Genomic DNA, 13,085 nt, shown 5'->3' on the forward strand with positions numbered 1-13,085 from the left:
ACACCTCTTTCATCCCCTAATGGAGCAAACCGTTAATAAACCTTTCAAATTCCTGTAACCCGCTCTGTTTTGTATTCGCATTTGTGAGAAGCGGAATAAGCTTTTCAATTTGTCTAACAATCGCACTGCCCACAACGACGCCGTCACTTATTTTGAAAAATTTTTTTACATGCTCATTCGACGAAATGCCGAACCCGACAGCCACCGGAACTTCCGCATACTTCTTTACATGAGAGATAAAATCAGAAACGCGCTCATCAAATGATTGGCGCTCACCCGTCACCCCGAGAGATGAAACACAATATAAAAATCCTGCGGCGTTTTCAGCAATTTTTTTTATTCGATTGTAGGAAGTGGGAGCAACCATAGAGATAAAATAAATCCCATGCTCGTCACATTTTTTTCGCATCCATCCGCTTTCTTCGAACGGGAGATCAGGAATGAGAAGTCCTTCTAATCGATTTTTCTCCATTAAAGTAAAAAAGTATTTTTCTCCTAATTGTAGCACAGGATTGAAATAAGTAAAGAGAATGATCGGAATTTTTAAACCTCTTTCTTTCATTTTATATGCTAATTCCATCGCCTTTTCAATATTCATTCCATTTCTTCTTGCCCGGATGGATGCCTGTTGAATAACGGGGCCGTCAGCAAGCGGGTCCGAATAGGGAACGCCAAGCTCAATGGCTGACGCCCCGCATTTTTCTAAAGTAAGGGCGAGATCAATGGTCAACTCTTCATTCGGATCTCCAGCTGTAATAAAAGGAATAAAAAGCTTGTCAAACTGTTGAAACATGCTTTTGTTAGAAACCATTTTCAACTCCCCCTTTCGTTTTCATCAAAGTGTGAACATCTTTATCGCCCCGTCCGGACAAACAAATTAAAATTGACTGTTCATTTGATAAAGTTTTTGCTACTTCAATTCCTTTTGCAACGGCATGAGCAGATTCAATTGCGGCTAATATTCCTTCTGTTTTCGCCAATGTTTCGAGTGCTGCAATCGCCTCTTCATCTGTAACAGATTCATAAACGACACGCCCTATTTTTGCTAAATAAGCATGCTCCGGACCGACACCCGGATAATCGAGGCCGGCAGAAATCGAATAAGGCTCAATAATTTCACCGTATTGATTTTGCAATAAGTACGTCATCGAACCGTGAATAACGCCTTTCGTCCCCTTTGTAATTGTTGCCGCATGTTCACCCGTTTCCACTCCTTTTCCTCCTGCCTCCACTCCAATAAGCTTTACATCTTCTTCTAAAAACGGTGTAAACATCCCGATCGCATTGCTTCCTCCGCCCACACAAGCTATGACAACATCCGGCAGCTTGCCAAACTCGTTGAAAAACTGCTCTTTCGCTTCATCTCCAATGATCCGCTGGAATTCTCTTACCATCATCGGATATGGATGCGGACCGACAGCTGAGCCCATTAAATAAAAATGGTCTTCACAATGCTGAACCCAATATCGGATCGCCTCATTCACAGCGTCTTTTAATGTTTTATTTCCGCTTGTAACAGGCACTACTTCAGCACCTAGCAGCTGCATCCGAAAAACGTTGAGGCGCTGTCTATCGATGTCTTCTTCTCCCATAAATACTTTGCAGTCCATGCCAAATTTCGCAGCGACAGTTGCTGATGCTACACCGTGCTGTCCGGCACCTGTTTCAGCAATAAGCTTCTTTTTTCCCATTCTTTTCGAAAGAAGCGCTTGACCAATGGCATTATTGATCTTATGGGCACCAGTATGGTTGAGATCCTCCCGTTTTAAAAAAATGTTTGCTCCCCCGACATGTTTTGTTAATTGGTCTGCAAATGTTAAAGCGGTCGGTCTGCCGGAATATTTTTGCAGCATTTGATGATATTGCTGTTGAAAAGAAGAATCACTTAATGCATCCTTTAATGCTTCTTCTAATTCATACAACGGCTTCATTAACGTTTCTGGTACATATTTTCCTCCAAATTCTCCAAATCTGCCATATTCATCAGGATATTTCATCAGCCTTTCACCTTCTCTATTAATTTTGCTATTTTTTCGACATCTTTTTTTTCATTTGTTTCAACACCGCTTGCAACATCAATGTTTTCAGCGCCTTTTTCAAGCAGCTCTGTTATGTTTTCAGGTGTAATGCCGCCCGCAATAAAACAAAGCTTCCGGTGATTTTTCGCCCATATTATATAATCAGACACATTTGACCAGTCAAAAGCAACGCCTGTTCCGCCCCACATTCCTTTCACACGGCTGTCAATCACATATCCATCCACCCAACGCGAAAATTTTTCCATTTCCTCTATCACATGTTCATGATGAGGAAGAGCTTTCCAAACAGAAAGACCGAACTTTTCCTTTACCTGTTTTACAAATTCTTCATCTTCATCGCCATGCAGCTGTATGCAGTCTAATTCGACCGCTGCTAGCACATCCTCTAAAAATTGAATCGTCGGATGAACAAATACGCCTACTAGTTTTGGACGCATTTCTTTTGGAAAAGCTTCCATCCACCTGCCGACATCATTTGCCTTCACCTGCCGTCTGCTTTCAGAGGAAAAGATAAAGCCGATATAATCGGCTCCTTGATTGATGGAAACGGCTGTATCTTCAAATGTGCGGTTGCCGCAAATTTTGACGAGTCTCACTTTACACTCTCCTTAAACAGCTCATAAATTCCTTGTTCCGGATCTTTTTTCCGCATGAGCGCCTCCCCGACAAGCACGCCTTTTGCTCCATATTCATACACCGTTTGCAAATCTGCCATCGTGCTTATGCCGCTTTCACTGATCAATAAAATATCTTTCGGCACATATTTTTGAATCGTTTCCAGATGATGAATATCCGTATGAAAGGTTGTTAAATCCCTGTTGTTCACCCCTAATATATTCGGTACAAATATGTCTAGTATTCTTTCAAGAGTCTCGACAGAATGGACCTCCACCAGCACATCCAGCTCTAAGCTGACCGCTTCATCCCAAAGCTCCTTTAATTTTTTGGGCGGAAGAGCCTCCCCGATTAACAAAATGGCATCCGCTCCGATCCATTTCGATTCATACACTTGCTTTTTATCGATAATAAAATCTTTGCGCAAAACAGGAAGTTTCACCTTTTCTTTAATTTCAGACAAAAATGCGGTTGACCCTTGAAAAAACTTTTGATCGGTTAAAACAGATAAGCAGTCTGCCTTCCCTCTCTCATATTTTTTTGCAATATCGACAGGATCGAAATCTTCACGAATGACACCTTTGGACGGCGATGCCTTCTTCACTTCCGCAATGAGCCCAAGAAAACGGTTCGGGTTTTGAAGAGCATCGAAAAATGATCTTTTTTCGAATGTTTTTTGGTCTAATTGTGTCAAATCAAGTTCTTTCACTTCTTGTTCTTTAACTCTTATGATCGTATCAAGCATAGCTCTCTTCCTTTCGGATGGCCAATCTCTTTAATTGCTGATAGGCGGTCCCGTCTTTTATGGCTGTTAAAGCCATCTGTACCCCTTCAGAAATGTTTTTTGCTTTTCCTGCTACGTACAGAGCTGCAGCCGAATTTAATGCTACAATGTTCTTCACGCTTTCATTTCCTTTATTTTTCAGTACTTCCTCTATCATTTTAGCACTTTCTTTAGCATCTGAGACTTGTATTTCTTCAAGCTTCCCTCGATTCATTCCAAATTGCTCCGGAGAAATCGTATATTTTGTTATGTTCCCATCTTTTAGTTCTACGACATCCGTTTCATCACTGATCGAAATTTCATCCAATCCGTCCCTTCCTGATACTAACAGCACATGCTCTGAACGAAAATGTTTTAATGTTTCAGCCATTTTCTCCGCATGCTCCAATGATGAAACGCCAAGCACTTGTCGTTTTGTATTGGCCGGATTAGCCAGCGGCCCGAGCAAATTAAAAATCGTTCGGAATCCCACTTCTTTTCTTGCTTTGGCAACATGCTTCATCGATGAATGATAGAGAGGAGCAAACAAGAAGCTCATATTCGTTTCTTCCAGGCTTCTTCTTGCTTCTTCAGGCGTTGTTTGGATTGGGATGTTTAAACATTCGAGCACATCAGCGCTGCCGCTTCTTGAAGAAACAGCGCGGTTTCCGTGTTTTGCGACTTTCACTCCCAACGATGAAGCAACAATGGCAGATGCGGTTGAAATGTTAAAAGTTGATGCTCCATCTCCGCCCGTTCCGCAAGTATCAACTGCATTTTCAAATCCTTCAAGCTGAGTCATATTTTCCTTCATCGCTTTCACAAATCCCGTCATCTCTTCGACCGTTTCGCCGCGAAATCGTAAAATAGTGATGAGACTGGCAATTTGACTGTCCGGAACCTTTCCTTCCATGATTTTTTTCATAATATCTTCTGCTTCAGATGCTGAAAGAGTCTCACCATTAATGCACTTCTCCAATATATGCTTCATGCCCTCTTCCTCCCTTTTTCTAAAAACAATTGTTCTGCTAATTCGATCGTTTGAATGAGCGCACTCGCTTTGTTTCTTGTTTCTTCCCATTCTTTTAAAGGAACAGAATCGGCAACGATCCCAGCCCCCGCCTGGACATATGCCTTCTGATTGCTCAGCGTGATCGTCCGAATTGTGATGCATGAATCAATGCTTCCATCGAAGCTGATGTATGCAACAGCCCCCGCATAGCTCCCCCTGGCAGTCGGCTCCAGCTCATGAATAATTTCCATCGCGCGTATTTTTGGGGCGCCTGAAACGGTTCCGGCAGGAAAAGCCGAAATTAACGCATCAATCGGATGAATGCTTTTTCTCAATTTTCCTCTCACTTTTGAAATGAGATGGATAACATGTGAAAAATAAGCTGCATCCAGAAGTACAGGTGTTTTGACCGTCCCGTATTCAGCAACTCGGCCGATATCATTTCTTGCTAAATCAACAAGCATATAATGCTCCGCTAGTTCTTTTTCATCCTGCAGCAATTGGCGAACGAGTCTTCTATCTTCTTCCTTTGTTTTGCCCCGCTTTCTCGTGCCGGCAATAGGATGAATTTCAACATAATCGTCGCGAACATGAATCAATCTTTCCGGTGAACTGCCGATAAGCTCTTGGTTTGATAGTTTTATATAAAATAAATAAGGGGAAGGATTGATAATTCTTAAAATTCGATATAATTGCAGACCGGTTACCGATACTTGTTTTTCAAAGCGCTGCGAAAGAACTCCTTGAAATATATCGCCAGAACGAATATATTCCTTCATTTTTTCAACATGATGCAAAAATTGTTCTTTTGTATAATTCGATTCAAATCCGGCGAAAGAAACCGGTTCTTTGTTTGACGGGATGAAAATATTTCCTTCCGGCTTGACGTTTTTTAATTCATTGCGATATTGAAAAATGCGTTCCTTTCCCGCCTCAAATATTTGCTTCAGCTCTTGTTCGCTTTCGTTTCCTTCTAGCTCTCTGTAATGAATAAATGTCAGCAGTTTTTCCCTGTGGCTATATGCAATGACCGTTTGGCAAATGACCAGTTCACATACAGAATGGGTTCTGTCAGCATGACGATGAGCTGGAATTTTTTCAAATAGGCTGACCGCATCATAATCGATTTTTCCGACAGCTCCGCCTGAAAACGGCACATCGATCGCCACTTTTTTTACATTGAAGCTTATCGTCATTCTATGAAACAATGCTGATAACGAAACATCTTTGTCCATGACCATCTGTTTTCGATTTTGCAGCTGGAACGTTCCATTTTCTTCCTTGATAAAATACATCGGCTCAAGACCGATAAACGAGTAGTTGGACCAGTTCGACTCGCTGTCATTGCTTTCTAAAATATAACAAGCATCGGTTTGCAGCGTTTGAAATATTTGGATAGGTGTCAGCATATCGACATGATATTGCTCGATAATGGGAACCGTCTTATATTTGCGGCAATCCTGCAAAAAATCTTGAAAGGTTGTTGCCATTGAAGTACTCACTCCTCCAAAGTATTTGGAGAATGAGTCATAGAGGATCGTTTTTGAGGGATGAAATTGATAATAAAAATGCCCAAAAACATTACGTTTTTGGGCAGTCGATCAATCTATCTTCCTAAACCACTCATCTATTACTTCCTCGACTCATTCTCAACTACCCTTAACTAAACTCAGCTCATTTCAGGTCATATAAAAACTTTCTTATTCGCCATATTATCGGATACAGCATTATTTGTCAACAAGATCCGGTCGTAAAATTTTTGCCTTCTCTAAATAAACATGGCAAATATCGTTTTGGGCGGCTTCTGTATTAATATGCATCATCACCCTTACGCATTTCTCAAGGGCGCCTTCAACGGCTATTTCCTGCATGCATGTCACAGGAACATATTTCCAGCCTTCAATATTTCTTAATGCTTTTGCAGGGAAGCAGGCATTTAAATCATTTGTCGCCGAAATAAACACGGAAGCTACTTGTTCAGGGGCAATGTTGTTTAATCGAATCATCTCCCTTAAGAGCCTCTCCGTGCTTTCTACAATCTGTTCTTCATTATTTTCCGAAACGGTGATGGCCCCTCTAACACCTCTTATCAAACGCATCCCTCCGTTCTCCACTCATTAAGAAATGAATATAATGTATGCGTGTCAAACGTCTTAAGTACCGGATTGCCGATATCCTCGAGAAGCACAAAACGAATCTGGCTATGTACCGTTTTTTTGTCTTTTTTCATTCGTTCAAGAAGCGATTCGGTTTGAATGGTTTCATCGATTTTGACAGGAAAGCCGATTTCGTTAAACCAATTTTTGATCGATTTATATTGAAAATCTTTGCGGAACATCTTTTCACTCAGCCATAGAGCAAACAGCATGCCGCATGCAACGGCATCTCCGTGGGAAATCTTCCCGTAACCTAACTCCGCTTCGAGCGCATGGCCGAGAGTATGACCGAAGTTTAAAAACGCCCTTTTTCCCGTTTCTCTTTCATCTTCAGCGACAATTTCTGCTTTCACTTCAATTCCCTTTCGTATAAACCATTGCAGCTGTTCGCTTGTTACATGATTCAACGAATGGATCGTTTTCATTAAATTTTCAACAAATGAACGATCATTGATGAAGCCGTGCTTCACCACTTCCGCAAATCCTGAGCGGATTTCTAGAAGAGGCAGTGTTTTTAAAAACTGTGTATCATAAATAATGGCATGAGGCTGATGAAAAGCCCCGATCATATTTTTTCCGAGCGGATGGTTAATGGCCACCTTTCCCCCGACAGCACTGTCATGAGCCAAAAGGGTCGTCGGCACTTGAATGAACGGAATTCCTCTCATAAATGTTGCAGCTACAAAGCCTGCTAAATCACCCACTACACCGCCGCCAAAAGCAATGATCACGGATTCTCTGTCCAGATTGTTTTCTAAAGCAAAGGTCAAGCATTTATAGTACGTTTCAAATGATTTAGACTGTTCGCCGCTCGGAACAACACATGTCAATACGTCCAAATCAAATGCTTTTAATACCGACTCTAATTTTCCGCCATACAGATCCTTGACTGTTTGATCAGTAATGATCAAAATTTTCGAAGGATTATTGCAAACAGACAGAAGCCATTCTCCGACATTATCGATAATTCCGTCTCCTAAAAAAACTGGATACGGGCGACTTTTCGTTTGAATCATCATCTGTTCCATTTAAAATTCCCTCGCATATTGTTTCATACGTTCGATATTTTCCCGAATAAGGTCAATGCGATCAAGACCAAACTGTTCAACGATCGCTTTGGCTACTTCCCATGCAACAACTGCCTCCGCCACAACACTTGCAGCCGGGACTGCGCAGCTGTCCGATCGTTCAATGCTCGCCAAAAAAGGCTCTTTCGTATCAATGTCAACGCTTTGCAAAGGTTTGTACAGTGTTGGAATTGGCTTCATGACTCCTCTGACGACGATGGGCATGCCGGTCGTCATGCCGCCCTCAAAGCCTCCCAGATTGTTTGTTTTGCGATAGTATCCTTTCTCTTCGCTCCAAAGGATTTCATCATGAACTTCGCTGCCAAAACTCCGTCCCGCTTCAAATCCCAAGCCGAATTCAACCCCTTTAAACGCGTTGATGCTTACGATCGCTTGCGCTATTTTGGCATCCAGCTTTTTGTCCCAATGAACATAGCTGCCGACACCAGGCGGCATTCCTTCAACAATCACCTCAACAATGCCGCCGATGGAATCACCCTTTTCTTTTGCTTCGTCGATCGCCTTCATCATTTGCTGAGCCGCATTTTCATCTAAACAACGCACAGGTGAGTTCTCTGTCTTTTCCTTCAACTCAGCAAGCGTCGAATAGTCCAATTTTTGCGCACGGACACCGCCAATTTCAATGACATGTCCTGCCACTTGAATGCCGAGTTCAGACAAAATTTTCTTCGCAACAGCTCCTGCTGCCACCCTGACAGTTGTTTCCCGGGCAGAAGAGCGTTCAAGCACGTTGCGCATATCACGATGTCCGTATTTGATCGCCCCGACTAAGTCGGCATGGCCTGGGCGAGGTCTCGTAATTTTTCGTTTCATTTCCGCTTTCTCCGATTCGGAAATCGGCTCTGCCCCCATAATTTTCGTCCAATGGGCAAAGTCTTTATTTTCTACAACTAGCGCTATTGGTGATCCTAGCGTTTCGCCATGGCGCACTCCGCCTAGAATTTGCACCTGGTCTTTTTCGATTTGCATTCTTCGACCGCGGCCATAGCCTTTCTGTCTTCTTGCAAGCTCAATATTGATGTCTTCTTTCGTTAGAGGAAGCCCTGCCGGAACTCCTTCTATAATCGTCGTTAATTGCGGGCCGTGAGATTCCCCTGCTGTCAAATATCTCATACTAGCAAACTCCTTCCCATAACACTTTAACGCTTTTACGCTTTTATGCTTTTACGTAACTATACCATAAGATTTTTTGTTTGAATAGAAAGATCTTTGCTATTGCTACAATCGTGTATAAAAAAACGTTTCGATCGTTTTTAATCCATATTTTTCCGGAGTGAAAATTTGCTCTGTGCTGCCAACAAATAAAATCCCGTTTCGTCTAAGTGAGTTGCTGAATTTTTCATAAAGCTCTTTTTTCGCAGACTCAGTAAAATAAATGAGAACGTTTCGGCATACGATCAAATCAAAATCTGTTTCAAAGCGGTCTGACAGCAAATTATGCTTTCTAAAAGTAACCGAGCGTTTAATGTCTTCTTTTACATGATAGAAAGAGCCTTCTTGCTGAAAATAATTAGTTTTATATTCAAGAGGTACTTCTTTTAGCGATCTTTCCGGATAAATTCCAATTTGTGCTGTTTTAATCGCTTGTTCATCTATATCTGTGGCTAATATATATGAGTCTTTCAATAGCGAATTTTGTGCTAAAATCATTGCAATTGTGTAAGGTTCTTCTCCCGTTGAGCAGGCAGCGCTCCAAACCTTTATATGTTTTTTACCATTCAGCAAACGCGGAAGCAATTTTTTTTCAAGGATGTTCCAACGCTGATAGTTGCGAAAAAATTCAGAAACATTAATAGTCATCCGATCTAAAAACAGATTGTATAAACATTTATCCTTTTCCATCGCTAAAAAAAACTCGTGAAAGGATTGAAAGCCTTTTTTTTCATACAATGATTTTAATCTTCTTTTCATTTGAGTCTCTTTATATAACGACAGGTCAATCCCACTTTTTCTTTTTATCTTTTCGATAAATGCAACATAGTCCTTATCTGTCACTTTCCGATCTTCCCCCGAATGTAATGTAGAAAACCCTAATCAAACCATTGTTTGATTAGGGTCAGATGTTAATAGATCCATGCATCAATTTCACGGTCATATTCTACAAGCTCTTCAGCTTTAAAAAACAATTGAATTTCCCGCTCAGCGCTTTCAGGTGAATCAGAACCGTGAATTACATTCTTCCCTACTGTTAAACCAAAATCGCCGCGAATTGTTCCAGAAAGGGCATCCTTTGGATTGGTTTTTCCCATCATTTGACGGGCAATTTCGATTGCATTTTCGCCTTCCCAAACCATTGCAAAAACCGGTCCTGAAGTGATGAATTGAACGAGTTCATTGAAAAAAGGTTTTTCTTTATGTTCTCCATAATGCTGCTGGGCCAATTCTTCAGAGATTTTCATTAATTTTGCACCGATAAGCTTCAGCCCTTTTTGCTCAAATCTTGAAACGATTTGTCCAATCAGCTGCCGTTGTACACCATCAGGCTTTACCATTAAAAACGTCTTTTCCATCAACACATCCACCTCGAAAATTTCTTTATGTATAAGTACAAAATCCACAAGAAAATAGTATCATTATTAAAGCGGTTACGCAAACTAAAATTTCCTTTTTCCAATATATTTGGCAATATTGTATAGCGAAGTTCGCGCTTTCCCGTGCTTGAGGCCTTCCAATTGATGAAAGCTCTTCTGCAAATAGCGGTCACTAATATTCATTGACTGTTCGATTGCTCTTGATTTTTTAATTTCATAAATAATCGGCTTGATTTCTTCAGCAGTTGTTTGATTATTGATTTTGACAATTTTTTTTCTTAATTCTTCATTTTGCATGGCAAACAAAACAGGAAGGGTAATGTTTCCTTGAAGTAAATCGCTCCCAACTGGTTTTCCAAGCTCTTCTTCCGTAGAGGTAAAATCTAAAAGATCGTCAATAATTTGATACGAAATTCCAACATAATAACCGTACAAATAAAGCTTTTTACAAACGGATTCTGGAGCGCCGGAGGCAAGAGCGCCCAATTGGCAGCTGACAGCAATTAATAAAGCTGTTTTTCTTTTAATTCGTTTGACATACGTCCGATAAGACTGATCAAAATTGTATTTATCGTTGATTTGTTCGATTTCTCCTAAACAGAGTTCAACAAGAGCTTTCGAAAGAACTCGGTGAATAAGCGGCTCGTCCAGCTCTGTTATGATTTCAAGAGCCCGTGCGAATAAGTAATCTCCAACATACATGGCAATGCGATTGTCCCATTTTGCATTAACTGTTGGTTTTCCTCTTCGCAGCTCAGCATTGTCGATGACGTCATCGTGTACCAATGAGGCGCTGTGAATCAGCTCTAAAGCGACGGCAACCGGTTTCATACGGTCAATGTTATAATCTCCGAACATTCCTGACAACAATACAAAAACAGGGCGAATCCGTTTTCCCCCTGCTTGAAGAAGATGAATCCCGGCTTCACGTATTAACGGATCTTTTGTTTGTACGGAAGACAGCAATTCATTTTCAATCACTTCAAGGTCTTTTGTTAAAAAGGAATAGAATGATTTTAACTTCATTTATTTCACCTTTGTTTCCAATTTCGGTTTATAACCTAAGTGCATTGCTGCAACACCGCCTGTAAATGGCTTCACTTCTACATTTATAAAACCAGTTTGCTCGAACATTTTTTTCAGCTCTTTCATGCCAGGAAATTGACGCGCGGACTCCTGCAGCCAAGAATATTCTTCATAGCTTTTAGCAAATATCTTGCCGAATAAAGGCATGATAAAGCGAAAATAAAAATAGTAAAGCTGTTTGAAGCCAATCAAGGTCGGCTGTGATGTCTCCAAACAAACTACCATTCCTCCGGGTTTCAATACGCGGTACATTTCCGATAGAACCTGCATATAATCAGGAACATTTCTGAGGCCAAACCCGATGGTCACATAATCAAACTCGTTTTCAGGAAACGGCAAATCCATCGCATTGCCGTGAATAAATGAAATATTGGAAAATTGTCTTTCCTTTGCCTTTTCCTCACCGATGCTTAACATATTTTGGCTAAAATCAAGTCCTATGACCTTTCCGTTTTGCCCGACTGCTTCCCCGAGCGCAAGCGTCCAGTCCCCCGTTCCGCAGCAAACATCGAGTGCGTAGGAACCTTTTTTCACATTCATTCTCCGCATCGTTTCTTTTCGCCATGCAATATGACGATTAAAGCTGATCACAGAATTCATCCGGTCATAATTTTTATAAATTTTTTCAAATACGCGGTGCACACGTTCTTCTTTCGATTGCTGCATTTTTTAACCTTCCTCCACTATCATATGCGAAAACCGTAATACATGAATTCGGTTCATAATAAATTGTTTTACGGCAGGCGAATATTTCAGACTTTTTTCCAACAGTTTATTAATTTCCCAGAAATAATGATTGCAGCATTCTATGAAAGTTCCAACTAAATCAATCGGGCTTTTAGATTTCTTTTGAAATTGTGTTAAAACGGACTGGCTATTTTTATCGTATTTATGTTTTTCTTCACATAAACGTTTATATGTTAAATATGTTTTGGAAATTTCCGGCCACGTCTCAATTTGAAAATGCTCTCCGATCCGTTGAAATAACGCGGTTTCCACAATGACGATGCTTTCGACTATTGCTTCAATCGACTGGCAGCTTCGGTCGTAAAGACGAATTTTATGCTCATTAATTTCTTTAATCGCGGTTGCAAGCGCACGAACCATTTTCAAGTCTTGAATTTCAGAAAGAATAAAATAATATAGTCCGCTGAAATAATCACCTGCAATGACATTTAATTGTCTTTCAACAAAAAGCTTCTTATTTTCACATTCCGTTGTCGTTACTAAATCATGGGTATCAAGGGCTGATTGAACAAGCATGGCGGTCACAACATATTTTTCCTTCTTTTCATCTGCTATTTCCGCTTCTTCAAAAAGCGCGTAAAACAATAGCAGCTTGTCTTCATCAATTACAGGCTTTTGAATATATTGTTTAAGCACAGGATGTGAAAAATATTGGTCTAGCGAACGTTTTATTTGCTCCAGCTTTTGATAGATTTCCATCATTATCACCCTTGTCCCCCATATATCTCTATACTAACATTTACAAATTTTATTATATCATAACCACATTTTTTCATTAGGCTTTGTCGAAAAAGTAAAAGCAGAAATCCTGCTTATTTTCTCTCGCCGCTCTCAATCTCTCCATAGCTTGTTTGAATAAGCGCCTTGCCGCGAATTTTAATGGCAGAAGTGTGTTCCGTAAATTGAGCAATCATTACTTCTCCTTTATCAAGCTTTTCGGAATGGTGGAACCTAGTATCGGAACCTCTTGTCAAACCAATCACATTGACGCCATCTTCAATTGCTTTAATAACCACATAATCATTTTGATTCGGATTCATCTATCAAC

15 protein-coding genes are annotated in these 13,085 nt (G+C 40.6%); all 15 read right to left on the reverse strand.

What is annotated here, in order from left to right; all coding sequences use genetic code 11:
* Positions 1–16 precede the first annotated feature (16 nt).
* Positions 17–811, reverse strand: coding sequence for a tryptophan synthase subunit alpha (gene trpA, locus NSR00_RS06360; protein WP_445659559.1), 795 nt, complete (start codon positions 809–811; stop codon positions 17–19).
* Positions 801–1,997 (reverse strand): tryptophan synthase subunit beta, encoded by a 1,197-nt coding sequence (trpB, locus tag NSR00_RS06365; RefSeq protein WP_412674490.1) that lies wholly within the window; start codon positions 1,995–1,997, stop codon positions 801–803. Before trpB ends, trpA begins: the two co-directional genes overlap by 11 nt.
* A complete protein-coding gene (locus NSR00_RS06370; RefSeq protein WP_117016815.1) occupies positions 1,997–2,635 on the reverse strand; it encodes a phosphoribosylanthranilate isomerase in 639 nt (212 codons plus the stop codon). Before NSR00_RS06370 ends, trpB begins: the two co-directional genes overlap by 1 nt.
* Positions 2,632–3,399, reverse strand: a complete 768-nt coding sequence (trpC, locus tag NSR00_RS06375; protein ID WP_327873672.1) for an indole-3-glycerol phosphate synthase TrpC — start codon at positions 3,397–3,399, stop codon at positions 2,632–2,634. Before trpC ends, NSR00_RS06370 begins: the two co-directional genes overlap by 4 nt.
* A complete protein-coding gene (gene trpD, locus NSR00_RS06380) occupies positions 3,392–4,408 on the reverse strand; it encodes an anthranilate phosphoribosyltransferase (protein WP_063388580.1) in 1,017 nt (338 codons plus the stop codon). The genes trpC and trpD overlap by 8 nt, the downstream gene beginning before the upstream one ends.
* Complete coding sequence (trpE, locus tag NSR00_RS06385; RefSeq protein ID WP_066251940.1) at positions 4,405–5,919, reverse strand: anthranilate synthase component I; 1,515 nt, start codon at positions 5,917–5,919, stop codon at positions 4,405–4,407. The genes trpD and trpE overlap by 4 nt, the downstream gene beginning before the upstream one ends.
* A gap of 237 nt (positions 5,920–6,156) precedes the next feature.
* On the reverse strand, positions 6,157–6,522 hold the full coding sequence (aroH, locus tag NSR00_RS06390) for a chorismate mutase (protein ID WP_063388656.1): 366 nt from the start codon (positions 6,520–6,522) through the stop codon (positions 6,157–6,159).
* A complete protein-coding gene (gene aroB / locus NSR00_RS06395) occupies positions 6,519–7,613 on the reverse strand; it encodes a 3-dehydroquinate synthase (protein ID WP_144598136.1) in 1,095 nt (364 codons plus the stop codon). Before aroB ends, aroH begins: the two co-directional genes overlap by 4 nt.
* Positions 7,614–8,786 (reverse strand): chorismate synthase, encoded by a 1,173-nt coding sequence (aroC, locus tag NSR00_RS06400; RefSeq protein ID WP_063388583.1) that lies wholly within the window; start codon positions 8,784–8,786, stop codon positions 7,614–7,616.
* 105 nt (positions 8,787–8,891) lie between these two features.
* Positions 8,892–9,668 carry a CheR family methyltransferase gene (locus NSR00_RS06405; protein WP_063388584.1) on the reverse strand — a complete coding sequence of 259 codons (777 nt, stop codon included), beginning with the start codon at positions 9,666–9,668 and terminating at the stop codon, positions 8,892–8,894.
* Positions 9,669–9,736: 68 nt separating this feature from the next.
* Positions 9,737–10,183 carry a nucleoside-diphosphate kinase gene (gene ndk, locus NSR00_RS06410; protein ID WP_063388585.1) on the reverse strand — a complete coding sequence of 149 codons (447 nt, stop codon included), beginning with the start codon at positions 10,181–10,183 and terminating at the stop codon, positions 9,737–9,739.
* Positions 10,184–10,267: 84 nt separating this feature from the next.
* Complete coding sequence (gene hepT / locus NSR00_RS06415) at positions 10,268–11,230, reverse strand: heptaprenyl diphosphate synthase component II (protein WP_063388586.1); 963 nt, start codon at positions 11,228–11,230, stop codon at positions 10,268–10,270.
* Positions 11,231–11,956 (reverse strand): demethylmenaquinone methyltransferase, encoded by a 726-nt coding sequence (locus tag NSR00_RS06420; protein ID WP_063388587.1) that lies wholly within the window; start codon positions 11,954–11,956, stop codon positions 11,231–11,233.
* A 3-nt stretch (positions 11,957–11,959) separates the two neighbouring features.
* Positions 11,960–12,736, reverse strand: coding sequence for a heptaprenyl diphosphate synthase component 1 (locus NSR00_RS06425; RefSeq protein ID WP_158640198.1), 777 nt, complete (start codon positions 12,734–12,736; stop codon positions 11,960–11,962).
* Between the two features lie 113 nt (positions 12,737–12,849).
* On the reverse strand, positions 12,850–13,077 hold the full coding sequence (gene mtrB, locus NSR00_RS06430; RefSeq protein ID WP_063388589.1) for a trp RNA-binding attenuation protein MtrB: 228 nt from the start codon (positions 13,075–13,077) through the stop codon (positions 12,850–12,852).
* Between the last annotated feature and the right edge of the window lie 8 nt (positions 13,078–13,085).

Origin of the sequence: Aeribacillus sp. FSL K6-8394, from assembly GCF_038008865.1 — a bacterium.
Lineage (GTDB): Bacteria > Bacillota > Bacilli > Bacillales > Aeribacillaceae > Aeribacillus > Aeribacillus composti.